This is a genomic window from Secundilactobacillus paracollinoides (assembly GCF_001702155.1).
Lineage (GTDB): Bacteria > Bacillota > Bacilli > Lactobacillales > Lactobacillaceae > Secundilactobacillus > Secundilactobacillus paracollinoides.
On record NZ_CP014912.1, the window covers coordinates 1,699,098 to 1,713,989 of the forward strand.

Sequence of the window (14,892 nt, forward strand, 5' to 3'; positions counted from 1 at the left end):
CGTTTAGGCAATGTGACAGTAAAGCACGTCGCCTAGATCGTTTGTTGATTAAAACAGAAATCCCCGAATCTGGAATTTTTGCCAGAGTCCGTTACATGGCCGCCCCTTGCCTTGCGGAGCGCGTTTAGGCAATATGACAGTAGAACACGTCGCCTAGATCGTTTGTTGATTAAAACAGAAATCCCCGAATCTGGAATTTTTGCCAGAGTCCGTTACATGGCCGCCCCTCGCCTTGTGGAGCGCGTTAGGCAATGTGACAGTAAAGCACGTCGCCTAGATCGTTTGTTGATTAAAACAGAAATCCCCGAATCTGGAATTTTTGCCAGAGTCCGTTACATGGCCGCCCCTCGCCTTGTGGAGCGCGTTAGGCAATGTGACAGTAAAGCACGTCGCCTAGACCGTTTGCGGATTAAAACAGCAAAGTTTGAGGCTGACTTTTCAACCATAGTCCGTTACACGTTAGCTCCTGTGCCATGTGGCGCGCACGTATCAATGTAACAGCAGAATAACTTCACAATTGCGAGTTTAACGATTGAATGAGAAAAACGCGACCTTAATCATTTACGAAAAAATCGAGTAATAAACCAAAAACCAGGACGCCCTCAACCGAGAGCGTCCTGATTTTCTAATGTTTGGTTGTGTGACACGTACTGAATGAGTTTAAGGTACGCATTACCAATAAGTTAAACGATTTCGAGGTGTAGTTGCCGGTCCTTGACCCAGTGGAAGGCGAGGAGAACACGGTAAACGACCAAGGAGATAATGGCTGGAACGGCAACACCCATGGCAAGGTAGGCGAGGAACATGCCCATGTTGCTTGATGCCAAATTAATTGGGGCAATCAGTGAGTTTAAGCCAAGGCCAGCCAATGTATAGGAAACTTTAAAGTGGAAGAACAGCGTTGCAATTGGCGCTGAAACTGCTGCGGCAATGAATGACGGAATTGCGAGTCTCGGGTTTGCCAACAAGTTTGGAAATTGAACCTTTGGTGTGATGACGCCTTGGGCAATGTTAGCACCAAGGTTGTTTTGCCGCCATGAGATCACGGTGAACCCGACGAATTGAGCAGTTGTCCCAATCAAAGCGGCGCCTGATGACAATGGGTCCAGCATAACGGCAACCGCCAACGCGGCCGACGATGCTGGTGTCATCAAGAAAAGTGACCAGGCTAATGAGACGCAGATTGATCCGATCAATGGGTTTACCTTCATGGATTCTGCAATGAAGGCACTCAGCCAGTTCAATGCTGGGGTGGTGACACTTGCGAGGGCCAAGCCAGCAATGGAACCGACCAAAGTGGCCGCTAATGGCACCAGCATCATGTCCAGAGGTGTTTTCCCAGTGAGGTATTTCCCAACAAGGACGGCAACAAGTCCAGCAGCAACGGCTGAAATGGGTTGACCAGTTGTAAAGATACCAGATTGTGCAGCTTCAACCATCTTGTTCCCGGTGGCGGTGGCAGCGTGCATGTTGGCACTAGTGAAGTACACAGCGTTTGCACCAACTGTTGATGAAATCATGGCGCTAAACATGACCAGCGTGTTTGTTTTAAGTTGTGAAGCAACTGCGGCACCGAAAGCGGGCGCGAGTAACCATTGCGCAATTGAGCCGACCTGATACAGGGCTGTCCAGTGCACGAAGTTGGCGATCGACTGGGTTAGCAGCCCAATCCCCAACATGACCAGCACGGCGTTTGAGACCCCGGCAGAGACTTTGTAGATGTAATCCATGACTGATAGTTTTTCGGTATCAGCCGTAGCAGCATTGGCATTACTCATATGTAAGACTTCCTTTGATATGTATTGAAAAACTAATAAATGAGAAAATGATTAAAATACTAATATAGTGTTCATTTAATCACCGCTTTGAATTGATGTCAATAGAAAATAACGAATGATTAATTAACTAGAACGTAATTAGTTTGCCTTTTATGAACCACTTAATGATAGTTTCCTGAATTAATTCGGAAGAAATAACCAACAAATTTGATGTTTTTGTAATTTTTAATCAAATTTTAATTGCACACCCTTTCAAAATCAGCTACTATGAAATTGCTAAATACTTGTTGGTACGTGATTTTGCCGATTACGCACACAAAATAACGCCGATCTCGTTTGGGATTGACGTTATTTTTGTCTCATCGTCAAAATGATGTTCGGATTCTATTGTAAAAGCCACGTTAGAATTCCGGAATGTTCGACAGACAACCGTGGTTCTGTGGTATGCTTAATGCATCAAAAATAAAGGGGCCAATACCGATGAACCGAATTTACTTAGCAGCACCATTTTTTAGTGATGGTCAAAATGACCGGGTCAATGAAGTGGTTAGTTTGTTACGCGCCAACAAAACGATTGCTGAAGATGGCATTTTTATTCCGTCTGAACATCAACACGATGACTTAGAATTCGGCAGTTTTAAGTGGCAGGTTGCAACATTTAATAGTGATGTTCGCCAAGTACGTAAGGCTGACGCTGTGGTTGCAATCCTTGATTTTCAGTTTGAAGAAACAAAGGAAAACGAACCTGATTCTGGAACGGTGTTTGAAATTGGGACGGCTTTCCAAGCTGGGGTTCCGGTTATTCTTGTTCAGTATGATGAGAGCAAGAAGCTTAACTTAATGTTAGCCCAATCTTACACGGCTTTCTTTAATGGGAAGGCTGATATTCAGGGGCTTAAGGATTATGACTTTGATAGTTTGCCACAGAAGTATGTGGATAAAGAAGTTTTTTAATTGATAAGATTGTGAGACACGTGACTTTTGGTTGTGTGTCTTTTTTTGGCCTTGGATTTGAGTGCATCCTGTTTTCTGATTTAATAAATGCAATAAACAAGTACTGGACGGGTTATTTTGATTGGGATGTTTGGTTCCTTTAATGCGGGATGTTGGTTTTGCGCTCCCTTGTTATCTAGTCTAAACGTGTTCGGCAAAGCAGAGGGCTCCTGCATAGGCCAACTCTGGCACAAATTTGTCTTGAATCTTGGGTTCTTGGTTCAGAGTGGTGCAAGTTATGCGCTCCCTTGTTACCTGGCCTAAACGTGTTCGGCAAAGCAAGGGGCGGCCATGTAACGGACTCTGGCAAAAAAGTCAGGCCCGGACTTTTCTGCCAGAGTCCGTTACATTCTGCCCCTTAATCGCTTTGCCTCACACTCTCTATTTCATTCACATTAAATTTTTTAACGATTTGGTTAAAATTTGCGGTTCACCCTCTGGGTTCGGTACAATGAGTATGCATCATGTTTTGTGTTGGAATGCTGATTGATTAGAATTTATTTGAGGAAGGGTGTCAAAGATATGAAGAAGCCAGGTAAGTACATACTTGGCTTGATGCTTTTGGGGACTGTTGGCGGCTTTTCGCTTGCTAACGTTGGCACAAATCACCAAGCCAATCAAGGTGCGATCGTTGCGCATGCTGCTACTACCGTTAATGCTGTGAATCAGGGGATGAAGGCTGACGATAAGACAGACAATGCGCCAATTTTACAACGGATCATCAATGCTTATTCAGCAGATGATAACGTTACGATTCATGTTCCGAAGGGGACGTATCTCTTTACTAACGATGAACTAAAGGCCATCGTGTTGCATTCAAACATCACGTTTGATTTCGATGACGGTGCCGTGTTTAAGATTGCGAGCGGCGACCGGATTCCGTTCGTTTACCCGAGTCCCGATGCCGGTTACGGTGGTGGGATCTCAAACGTCACCTGGAAGAATGCCACTTTCCAAGGGGACTATAACGCAACGGATGGTCAGGCCGTTTTCGTTCAGAGTATGAACCATGCGTCAAACGTGACCTTCGACGGGTGTACATTTGACAACTGTGAATCTCCTACTGGCCACTACATCGATATTGATGGCAGCCACAATATCAACATTACGAACTCAACGTTTACTGGGTTTAACGCCTCAACTGATTATGACTATAAGGAAGCTATTCAGGTCGACTATTCTGATACCAAGGCAATGTCGTATCACCAAAGCGGTGACCAATACGACGACCTTGCTTCCTACGATGTGAATGTCACGAACAACAAGTTTATCCCGTTGTCAAAGGCTTCTGGTGCTGTGAAATCATTCGCGCCAAACCCAATCGGTGAACACGTTGTTTACAAGAAGGGTGTCCATGGCCTGATTCACGATATTCATTTCACAGGGAATTTCGTGCAGGATGCCAAACCATTACTGGATGATTCCGGCGACGGTGCCAACATTCACTTTATCATGGTCAACAATTTGTATATCAGCGGCAACACGTTTGAAAATGTCAACGCGCTGGGTTCTGGGAACTATATCCGGATCACCAACAGCGTGCCGGGTCTCGCAATTTCAAACATTCAAATTACCAACAACCAATTTGTGAACCTTGATCCTGATAACCGTTACATCTACTTTGATAACTCAAAGGGTGGCGGTATCAGCAAGATCAAGGTCACAGGTAACAAGATCACCTCGTCGAAATCAGACATTCCGTTTGTCCTTTCAAACGGCCTGAGTTCGGGTGATTTGACCATGAGCAACAACACCAACAACACGTCAACCAAGGTCAGCACGACTGATGTGAAGAACACCACCAAGCTGAAAACGAAGTTGACGGGGACTTACAAGGGCGGTTCTGCTACGAATAAGTCTGAAAAATACTATTCAGGTGCTAACAACCAGTATGCTAAGTTGGTAACGAGTGCTTCCAAGAAGTACGGTCTTTATAACCACGTGAAGGGCCACAAAGGTTGGTATCTCTACAACAAAAAGGATGGCTGGGACAACGCTAAGAAGTCCGGCATCGTTTACGTTGACGAACGGGCAGACGCAACCTCTGGTAAGTGGTACCGGATTCGGTTCAGTTCAAGCACTAGTGCTCGGAAGTACTGGGTTCGTGCTGGCGCCTTGAAGTTTGATAAGATCACATACGAAACTTACAACAAGACGTTAACGACCTTGAAGAAGTACCCAATCTACACGTTGGTCTTCAATGATCCGCAATTAGCAAAGAGTAAGGGCACGACCGCTGACTTGTCTTCACGGACAGTAAAGGTTACAAAGCGGGCACGTCGGGTTTCTGTGCTGAATGGTAAGACTTCGACTTACTACCTTATTAATGGGAAGTATTGGACTCGCGCATTGGCTTTTTATTAGAGAGCGTGGAGCAAGGCGGTTAAGGGGCAGAATGTAAGGGACTTTGGCAGAAAATCCCGTTTCTGGATTTTTTGCCAAAGTCCCTTACATGGCCGCCCCTTGCCTTGCGGAACGCGTTTCGGCAATATGACAGTAGCGCACGTCGCCAAGACCAGCCTGCTGCCAAGACCATAAATCCCTGAACCTGGGATTTTCGCCAGAGTCGGCTTATGCAGTAGCCCTCTGCCTTGCGGAACGCGTTTCGGCAATATGACAATAGCACATGCTGCCTAAACCGAAAATCAAACTAAGTTATCAAAAAAGTAACCCACATAAAAAGACTGGACAACCCGTCCAGCCATAGTTCCAAATATCCCGAGCTGCCCAACCGCAGTTCGGCTACATACTCGCTTCTTCGAGCAATTGATACCGGCACGATCACGCACCGTGCACCAGAAAGGATGTTACAGACAAACGGATGAAGCATAGTGAACAGCAACTTTCAAAAGAGGCACCATGGACAGACTTGGTGATTGCCGTCGGGGTCATTGCCATGGTGTTGGGGCACGCGTTATTTCCTTCAATTAAAACGAGTCATCCCGCAAGCACGCTCTACATTGTGATCTACTGGTGGCACATGCCGCTCTTCTTTATTATGGGTGGACTGACCCTTAAACCGCTGACTCGAAACTGGCGGGCGATGTGGCAGTTTGTACGTGAACGGATTCTACCAATGGCGGTCACGTATTTGATTGCTGGGACGTTATTGATCTTCGCAAGTCATTTCATTCACGGCGACTCGTGGTCCTACACCGCGCATTATTTTGTGCGGATGCTTTACGGTGGTTCGGCACTTAACGGGGACCTGACCATGATGTGGTTCTTCACCGTCATGGCCTTGACGCTGGTGGTCGTTGAACTGCTGATCACATGGCTGGATACCTTCACCCAGTTCTTTATTGCGGTGACGATGTTTGCGATTGGTATCAGCTATGGCAGTGTCAGCTTCTTCCATCAGGTCCCGACCGTCCCGTGGACGGTTGATTTGGTTTTGATGACTACGTTATGGATGCTTTGTGGCTACCATGGCTATCGGTATTACGGTCAAATGAAGAACAAGGCCTTCTTTGCGACGATCATTTCAATCATTTTTGTTATTCTGGCCATCTGCCGGTTTGAGTGGGGATTGAACTTCTGAAGACACATGAAATTAAAACGCCGTATATGGCCTTTTTCGTGCCATTGATCGTCACTGCGGCGTTATGTATTATCGCTGAAGCCCTATACAAAAAAGGGTGGTTCAACTGGCTCCGGCCATTCGCCTGGTATACCGTACCGATTTTGTACATGCATCAGGCTGTGATTGATGTTTTAGCAAAAGTACCAGCACTCGATCACACGATTATTTTATGGCTGTTAGGATTGATCATTTCCCTTCTTATCGCAGCTGGTTGGCATCAGTTAGTTAAACGCGTTTTACCAAAAAAATCAGTATAGAAAAACAACCGCCCCGGAGCTCGGGGCGGTTGTTTTTCTATGTGCTTTCACTTGAATGTGAACGAATAATTGCTAGTGATATGTAACCGATTTCTTTCATGCAAGGACAGTTTAACATGGATAAGGCCGGGTTACAATGGTTTTGCTCAAGTGTTAACAAAACAACAAATGATAAAATAAGTGCTGATTTGGTACAAAAAAACAACCGTTAGCGTCTATAGCGGCGGGTAACGATTGCGTCAAATGAGCATTTAGTTTTAATGAAATAATTATTTACCTGTTTCGATAAATTCCCCTTGGTGAACCTTGCCATCGTTCAACACGGCAGCAATCTTTTGAGCAACCTGATCGGGTGTCTGGAACCCGTCCGCATGCGCATTGCCGTTCAAGTCAGTCGTGGTTGGACCCGGATGAATGCTGAAAATTTCTAACGGACGTTTGTCAGCGTCGAACGCAGCAGCTAACGAAGTTGTCATGGTGTTCAAGGCCGCCTTACTTGTTTTATAAGCTAGTGGGTTCCAGAAGGGGTTCGCGGCCGTTGGAATCGTGATGTTGATGATTCGGCCGCGGTTGGTTTCCAGGACCGGCAGCAAGGCTTGAATCAGCGTAAAGTTGCCAAAGAAGTTGACCTGCATCGTTGACTGCAGGTCGCTGATCTGTGTATCAGGTGCCTTGACCTGCATGTTTCCCGGAATACCGGCGTTGTTGATGAGCATGCCGAGGTCGGGGTAGATTGATTTTACCGTTTCAGCAGCTGTAAATAACGTGTTGTTATTACTGAGATCAACGTTGAGATAAGCCGCTGAAATGCCCTGAGCGGTTAATTTTGCGACGGCTTCCTGGCCGCGGTCAGCGTTGCGTGCGCCAACAAGAATGCTGTTGCCTTGGTTGCCAAGTGTTTGTGCGAGCACGAAGCCGATACCTTTGTTGGCACCTGTAATTAAGATTCTGGTCATAGAAAATCGATCTTTTCAAGTAACTGTTTTTAAAGTGTGACCTTAGTCTAAACCCTAGAGTGCTCTCTAGGGCAACTAAAATGACGACTTTTCGAAACCTTCGTGAAGGAAGTGTGAATTTGCGCATGATAGTCTTGGTATTTAGTATAATAAAAGAAAACGGAGGTACGCGCGATGAAGCCTATATTTCTGATTAATGCTGGAAGTTCCTCAATGAAGTGGCAGTTGATTGAAATGCCGTCGGAGCACGTGGTTGCAAATGGTCAGGTTGAGCGGTTGAATTTACCAGGGTCGATCGTTAAGGTCAACGTTCGTGGTAAAAAGACAACCGAAACGGTGGAGAAGCTGGACGAGGTAACGGCAATTGACCGCATTCTTGAACGGCTCACGCGGCTGCACATCGTCGAATCGTTAAACGATATCCAGGCAGTCGGCCACCGTGTGGTTGCAGGCGGGACAGTGTTTCACGCGTCCGTTGAACTAACGCCAGATCGTATCGAGCAGCTTCGAGAGCTGAGTGAGTTAGCCCCGTTGCACAACCCGCTTGAAGTGAAGTGTATCGATCTCTTAGCGGAAAAGTTGCCGCAGGTCACACAGTACGCGGTGTTTGATAGCACCTACTTTGCGGACTTGCCGGAAAAGACAGCCATCTATGGGATTCCGTACGACTGGACAAAAGACTTTCAGATCCGACGGTATGGCGAGCACGGTATCTCACATCGCTATCTAGCGCAACAGGCAGCCGAGATGCTGCAAAAACCTTTAGCTGAGACAAACGTCATCACCATGCATTTGGGCAGTGGCGCCTCCATTACCGCTGTTCAAAATGGAAAACCATTTGATACATCAATGGGACTGACGCCGGTGACTGGAATGTTGATGGGTACTCGAAGCGGCGATGTGGATCCGAGTTTGATTCCTTATTTGATGAAACGGTTGGGCTTCAGAACGCCGGAAGAAGTGCTGTTGACACTCAATCAGGCTTCTGGATTGCTGGGTGTTTCTGGCGTGTCCTCAGACATGCGGGATCTTCACGCAGCTGCTGGCGATAACGAACGGGCAAGGCTAGCACTAGACATGTTCGTTAATCAAGCGGTAAAACTCGTTGGTGCTTACTACACTGAAATCGGTGGCGCGGATGCGTTGGTATTCGCCGGTGGCATCGGTGAGAAGGATGAGGTCATTCGAGCTGCAATCATCGAGCGGTTAGGCGTGCTGAGTATCAAAATGGATGCGACTCTGAATCAAGCAGGGGCGACCGGTGACCTTGGCACAACGGATAGTGCAGCGCGGGTATTGCTGATCCCAACGGATGAGGAGTTGGCAATGGCGCGGGAGGTTCAGGCGTTGATTGATTAGCAGACTTAAAAAGACGAGCGCAAGGGGAGTCTTGAAGCGATTCTGGTTGCGGGTCGTCTTTTTTTGAGGCTATTTTTTTGAGGTGTTCGTGGTGGGGTGATTGGGAGACCGCTCTGATAAAAGCCTAGTTTGAGCATGTTGAAGTGGTTCTCTGTCCTCGAGTTGAAACGCGTTTCGGAAAACAGAAAGCTGCATGTAAGCCGACTCTAACATAAAGGCCCGAACTTGGCCTTTATGTTAGAGTCGGCTTACACTCCACTTCCTACCGTTTTCCTATACGCTCTAAATCTTTTGATCCTCTTTCACAACATCAACCTGAAAAACTCGCGTAGCCCAAGGAAATTGGGCTTTTTTTGCATCAAAATGCGGGCCGTTATCCAAGAACGTCCCCTTACCAGTGATGTGGAAACCAGCACCTGGCCCAACTGTACCTTCAACTTCTTTGCTGCCGACCGTGAGCAACAGACTGTTGTCTTCCTTCATTGCTTCTTGAATGCTGTGCATCCCAGCAACTGGCAAGTAGATGGTGTCACCCTCGATGGTTAAGTATGAATTCCAAGTGTTCGTCACAGCCAGTGGGCCACCCGTTGTAATGATGGTGACAACCCCTTCGTGAGATAGTACATCGCGTAATTTTTCTGATAACATGAGAAAACCTCCTCCATGAATGTGCTTACATTTTAGCACAAATAATCGGTTTGTTGAACACATGTTTGTGTAGAAAGGTAATATTGGGATATTCTTAAATTATAAGTGATGCGATAAAATAAGCAGTCAGGACGACAAACGCCTACCTTTCGAATAAAGACGAAAGGTGGGCGCTTTTGTTATTTTGTTGAGAGCCAATCCTTAGCGGCAGCTAATTCTGCCTGAGACGGATGATGTGACTGGTGGTTTTTGAAAACTGTCACATCTGCGCCTGCGGTTTTTAGTTCGGTTATCAGCTCATCGAAATTGGTTTCGGTGACGATGGGGTCTAGATCGCCAAAGGTCGCAAACAGGTTGACGCCTGTTAGGTCTGGCAAGGTTGACTGCGGTTCGATCAGCATTGGATGTAGTAACACAGCCGTTTTAAATGGAGGCTGCTTATGCAACAGCGAGTACGCCGCAATGTTTGCGCCGTTTGAAAATCCAAGAACGATCAGTTGTTGCGCGTCCAACTGGTGTTCAGCGGTAAGGGTACTGACGCTATCCCATAACCAATCCGATTCGCTGCTGATATTATCAAGGTCAAAACTGCCGTCAGCGTGCCGGATGAAGTAACGATTGGCGCCAGCACCTTCTGTGATGCGGCCACGAATCCCAAGCGTTGGGTGCTGTGGCAACAGAAAGTTTGCCAGCGAAAACAAGTCTTGCTCATCACCACCGGTCCCGTGCAGCATCAAGACCGGCGCTAAGTCAGATTGTCCCGGAAAATAGGCAACGTGTTGGTCAGCATCATTCATCTTGCACCTCCGTATTAAACGGCACGAGGTCGGCTTCAATGCTGGCGCGTTGAGCCTCTAGGAACGGCGGCAACTCTAAGTGGCGACCAGCTTCCTCATACGTTTCATCCACTAAGAAACCAGGCCCGTCAGTCGCAATTTCAAAAAGGACGCCAGGTGCTGCCCGGAAATATTCTGACTGGAAGTAGTAGCGTTCAACGAAGCCGGAGTCGTGCAGCCCAGCTTTTTGCAGGCGATTGATCCAGTATTCTAGTGTTTCATGATCACTCGTTCGAAATGCCAGGTGATGCACGCTGCCGTAACCTTGTAAGGCGTTGGCGGACATCAGGTCGAAGTTAACGATAACCTGAGCACCGTGCCCACCATGATGCAGTTCGTAGAGGGTTTGGCTTCCTTCAACGGCGACTACACTAAAGCCCATGACCGTAGTTAAAATCGGGTTAAGCTGTTCTGGATGTGACAGGGTGATCACCATTGGGCCAAGGCCAGAAATCGCCATTTCGGCAGGAACTGGGCTGTGCCGATAAGGTGTTCCACCAGCCACACCAGCGTTATTTTCATCGGAAATGAGTTGGTAACGCTGGTTGTCAAAATCGTAGAAGAAGAGGGTTTTAGCATCAAATTGGGTGATGACATCACCATGTTTGATGTCATTGTCGTCGAACCGATGACGCCAATAGTCAATGGCGGCATCGTTCGGCACCCGAAACCCAATGCGCGAAATGCTGTTGTTTCCGGATGTTCCGTGCCCGAGACCTGGGAAATCAAAGAAGGTGATGTCGGTGCCGGCAGTCCCCATATCATCCGTGAAATATAGGTGGTAGGATGCGACGTCGTCTTGGTTGACGGTTTTCTTAATGAGATGCAGCCCAAGAATCTCAGTCATAAACTGAAACATTTTTGGAGAACTGGACGTGATTGCAGTGACGTGATGAAGCCCGATTAAGTCTGTTTTGGTCATGGTGGCCACCTCCGTGAGTGCGTTAATTTTTAATTGTAGTATGGCACACTTATTTAAAGTAAGCAATTATAAGAGCGTGCAGAGCGTGGAAGAAAACGGGTTGAGGGCGGAGCCTAAGTACCTTTGGGCTTAAATGCCTGAACTTGGCATTTGTGTCCGAAGTTGCTTAGGCAGTAGCCCTCAGTTTTCTGGAACGCGTTTCCGCTATGAAGCCAAGAAAGACAGCGGAAATGCCTGAACTTGGCATTTTTGCCAGAGTTACTTAGGCAGTAGCCCTCTGCCTCCTGGAACGCGTTTCCGCTATGAAGCCAAGAAAGACACCGTAAATGCCTGAACTTGGCATTTGCGTCCGAAGTTGCTTAGGCAGTAGCCCTCAGTTTTCTGGAACGCGTTTCCGCTATGATGCCAAGAAAGACAGCAGAAATGCCCGGACTTGGCATTTGCGCCCGAAGTTGCTTAGGCAGTAGCCCTCTGCCTCCTGGAACGCGTTTCCGCTATGAAGCCAAGTAAGACAACCCGCAAAAGAAACAGAAAAAAACGACTCTCATTGGAAAATCCAAAATAGGATTCACAACGAGAGTCGTTTTATTTTATCGACTTACCGAGTTTGAACATATGCCTTATTAGCAGTGATGTAAGTGCCATCGCTCAACTGGATTCGGGCAGTCCCGTTTGAAGACTTCACAATTGATTTGGCAGTTAACGCAGTGTTGTATTTCACACTGGCAACCTTATCCGTCAGATTGGCCGTCTTGTAACGATTGATTGCGCGGGTAGCGTAAACCTTGGTGCCGGAGGAAATGCTGCTCATGTAAGTTGCCTTATTTGAGTAGTTGTACCAGCTGGAAACGGTCTTGCTATCAACGACCTTGCTCAAATCAACGTTGCCGCTGATACCGGAAACGCTGCCTGAACTCGTGTATTGCCACAAGTCAGTCGAAACGTTTGGCTTAGCTGAGTAGTTGGCGATCCAAGTACCATCAAATTTTGAGGTACTGATGCTGTGGGAGCTGACGAAGCTCTGGTATGAGTAGTAGACCAACGGCTTGTTCGTCAGACTCCGCATGGTTGAAAGCCAAGCGTTGACATAAGTTTGTTCCTTACCCTTGGCGCTAGAAACGCGGTGTTCGTTGTCCAAAGCAAAAAACTTCGCGTTGGTGCTCGAAAGGGCGTAGAACTGGCGGGCATCGTTGACAGCGTCAGCGGTGCTGTTAAATTCGACGTAGTCGTACTGGCCAAATGGAACCCCGTACTTCTTGGCACCATTGGCGTTGGTATTGCGTTTTGAATCCAACGTGTAGTCAGAATCGCCAGGGTTACCGTGTTTGACACGGATGATTGCCATCTTGATCACCTTTGAGGCTTTCGACCAGTTGATCGACCCTTGGTACTGTGACACGTCGGCAATCTTGGTGGCTGAAGCAAACGCTGAGCTGCCAATCGTCAGCGCACTCACAAGCGCTAAACTCCCTGCAAAGATACTTTTCATTAAACGATGTTTTTTCATGGAATACCCCTTTTTCTTGTCTTAATGCTATACCCTAAGTCTAACGTAACAATAAAACAGTTCGAAAACAGGCAGTTTACAGTCTACTTACATTTGTGACAGGGATGTAAAGGAGACTGTGATAGGATGGCGATGTAGCCTCGCTATGGTATTTGGCTATGCAGACCGGTGCTATTACATATCTCCAACGGTAAAGATTTTTAATATTGAAATTATCTGCCACATAGAGTCATGGGAAAACTAGTTAGTTTGTCGACACTATCAGGAAGCAGATGGTTAGAAGCAATGCTATCAATGGACTTAATGGCAGTCGAGGGCGGATTCTGCAGAAACTGGTTTAATACTATTGTGAGACTTAACCAGAAAATGAAATTTAGCTAATATGAGTGAAATGGAACAATTTGGCACGGAGTCGTGGTGTCGACATCAGTTAGCGACCGTTCTTTGGTCGGTTACTGATGTGCGAGTTGATGGAGATCCATTCGAGTGGCGCACAGCGACAATCGAATTAGCTTCATCGCGAGCCACTACGGCGGAGTGCCAAATTGTGGAATGAAACGGCATAGCAAGTTAACGTTGCAGTAGCATTCCCTTAACCTGACCTTGACGCGTAAGATGAAAATGTTATGATAGACCTATCATCTATTCTGAGGAGTTTTTAATAATGCAATTACCTATTATCACTCAACTGAATAGTCGTTATTACTTTTGGTTTTTCCAGAGCTGATCTGTGAGGAGCCAAGAGCATTTTGTCATTAAATGCAAACCGACCACACAGATCAGGGACTGACTGTGTGGGATGAGACCATAAGACCCCTGCAGTCGTGCCGTGACTGCAGGGGTCTTTACTATCTAAGGAGTGGTTCAAATGAGTCGTTTATCAAAGACAATGAAGAAAGAATTAGCACAGATCCAACCGTCATCCATTTTAGCGTTTAATCAGGAGATCTCTGCGATCCCAGATATCGTCAAATTGACATTGGGGGAGCCTGATTTCAACACCCCGGATCACGTTAAGCAGGCAGCTATCAAGGCCATTGAAAACAACGATAGCCACTACACCGATTCCCGTGGAACTGAAGGCTTACGGCAAGCAGCGACTCATTTTTTGAACAGCAAGTACGATCTGAACTATGATCCAGACACCCAAGTCCTTGTAACAACTGGTGCGACTGAGGGGATCTTCTCAGCCCTGACCGCAATTTTGAACCCCGGTGATTCCGTCATTATTCCAACCCCAATCTTTCCACAGTACATTCCAGTGAACATCTTAAATGGTGGCACACCAATCTTTGTCGATACATCGGATAACGGGTTTGTGTTATCACCTGAAAAATTGCAGGCAACGATCGAAGCCAACAAGGATACCGTTAAAGCCATTGTGCTGAATTTCCCGAACAACCCGACTGGTGTGACCTACAAGAAAGATGATCTAGAGAAGCTTGCCGCTGTAATCAAGCAGTATGATATTTTCGTCATCAGTGATGAAATTTACTCTGAATTGACTTATGACGGCACGCACGTTTCCATGGCATCGATCCTGCCAGAACAGACCGTTTTGTTAAACGGCGCTTCGAAGTCGCATGCCATGACCGGTTGGCGCATCGGCCTGCTATGCGGGCCAGTTGACGTTGTGACGGAAATCGCGAAGGTGCACCAGTTTGCCATTACTTCAGCAACGACAAACGCCCAAGCAGCTGCTGAGGAAGCTTTCAAAAGCGGACCAGATGACGGGCAAAAAATGCGGGTCGTTTACCAAGAACGTCGGGATCTTCTGATCGATGGACTGCAGAAGGCTGGCTTTGAGTGTGCGAGTCCAAACGGCGCGTTCTATCTGTTCGCCAAGATTCCAGCCGGCTTAATTCAAAACAGTGTCGACTTCTGTTATGATCTGGCGCGCAAGGCGAAGGTTGCCGTGATTGCCGGCAGTTCGTTTGGCCCCGGTGGTGAAGGTTACGTGCGGATTAGCTACGCGGCCAGCACAGAAAATTTGAAGGAAGCTATCAAACGGATTCAACAGTACGTTACCGACAATCAAGACTAAAGCCAATAA

At 47.0% G+C, this 14,892-nt stretch carries 12 protein-coding genes; 6 read left to right on the forward strand and 6 right to left on the reverse strand.

Going from position 1 to position 14,892, the window contains the following annotated elements:
- Positions 1-683: 683 nt before the first annotated feature.
- A complete protein-coding gene (locus AYR61_RS07120) occupies positions 684-1,778 on the reverse strand; it encodes a PTS transporter subunit IIC (RefSeq protein ID WP_065902349.1) in 1,095 nt (364 codons plus the stop codon).
- Between the two features lie 480 nt (positions 1,779-2,258).
- Here AYR61_RS07120 and AYR61_RS07125 point away from each other — a divergent pair, with 480 nt between their 5' ends.
- The 4 genes from AYR61_RS07125 to AYR61_RS07140 all read left to right on the forward strand — a co-directional run bounded on the left by AYR61_RS07125 (position 2,259) and on the right by AYR61_RS07140 (position 6,611).
- Positions 2,259-2,732, forward strand: a complete 474-nt coding sequence (locus tag AYR61_RS07125) for a nucleoside 2-deoxyribosyltransferase (RefSeq protein ID WP_054711291.1) — start codon at positions 2,259-2,261, stop codon at positions 2,730-2,732.
- A 561-nt stretch (positions 2,733-3,293) separates the two neighbouring features.
- Positions 3,294-5,135: a glycoside hydrolase family protein gene (locus AYR61_RS07130; protein WP_065902351.1), complete on the forward strand. Its 1,842-nt coding sequence runs from the start codon at positions 3,294-3,296 to the stop codon at positions 5,133-5,135.
- Between the two features lie 457 nt (positions 5,136-5,592).
- A complete protein-coding gene (locus AYR61_RS07135; protein WP_065902353.1) occupies positions 5,593-6,312 on the forward strand; it encodes an acyltransferase family protein in 720 nt (239 codons plus the stop codon).
- Complete coding sequence (locus tag AYR61_RS07140; protein ID WP_065902355.1) at positions 6,294-6,611, forward strand: hypothetical protein; 318 nt, start codon at positions 6,294-6,296, stop codon at positions 6,609-6,611. The genes AYR61_RS07135 and AYR61_RS07140 overlap by 19 nt, the downstream gene beginning before the upstream one ends.
- Before the next feature lie 269 nt (positions 6,612-6,880).
- Here the strand turns inward: AYR61_RS07140 and AYR61_RS07145 are convergent, their stop codons facing one another.
- Positions 6,881-7,567, reverse strand: a complete 687-nt coding sequence (locus tag AYR61_RS07145; protein ID WP_065902357.1) for an SDR family NAD(P)-dependent oxidoreductase — start codon at positions 7,565-7,567, stop codon at positions 6,881-6,883.
- A 174-nt stretch (positions 7,568-7,741) separates the two neighbouring features.
- On the opposite strand from AYR61_RS07145, the gene AYR61_RS07150 reads away from it, so the two are divergent.
- Complete coding sequence (locus AYR61_RS07150) at positions 7,742-8,926, forward strand: acetate/propionate family kinase (protein WP_065902359.1); 1,185 nt, start codon at positions 7,742-7,744, stop codon at positions 8,924-8,926.
- A gap of 282 nt (positions 8,927-9,208) precedes the next feature.
- Here the strand turns inward: AYR61_RS07150 and AYR61_RS07155 are convergent, their stop codons facing one another.
- From AYR61_RS07155 to AYR61_RS07170, 4 genes are all read right to left on the reverse strand, one after another.
- On the reverse strand, positions 9,209-9,574 hold the full coding sequence (locus tag AYR61_RS07155; protein ID WP_065902365.1) for an FMN-binding protein: 366 nt from the start codon (positions 9,572-9,574) through the stop codon (positions 9,209-9,211).
- A gap of 179 nt (positions 9,575-9,753) precedes the next feature.
- Positions 9,754-10,371 (reverse strand): alpha/beta hydrolase, encoded by a 618-nt coding sequence (locus tag AYR61_RS07160; protein WP_054711302.1) that lies wholly within the window; start codon positions 10,369-10,371, stop codon positions 9,754-9,756.
- A complete protein-coding gene (locus AYR61_RS07165; protein ID WP_065902370.1) occupies positions 10,364-11,332 on the reverse strand; it encodes a ring-cleaving dioxygenase in 969 nt (322 codons plus the stop codon). Before AYR61_RS07165 ends, AYR61_RS07160 begins: the two co-directional genes overlap by 8 nt.
- Before the next feature lie 598 nt (positions 11,333-11,930).
- The gene (locus AYR61_RS07170) at positions 11,931-12,821 is read right to left on the reverse strand and encodes a GH25 family lysozyme (protein ID WP_225356462.1); all 891 of its coding nucleotides are present in this window, start codon (positions 12,819-12,821) and stop codon (positions 11,931-11,933) included.
- A gap of 886 nt (positions 12,822-13,707) precedes the next feature.
- Here AYR61_RS07170 and AYR61_RS07175 point away from each other — a divergent pair.
- Positions 13,708-14,883: an aminotransferase class I/II-fold pyridoxal phosphate-dependent enzyme gene (locus AYR61_RS07175; RefSeq protein ID WP_065902372.1), complete on the forward strand. Its 1,176-nt coding sequence runs from the start codon at positions 13,708-13,710 to the stop codon at positions 14,881-14,883.
- Positions 14,884-14,892 lie beyond the last annotated feature (9 nt).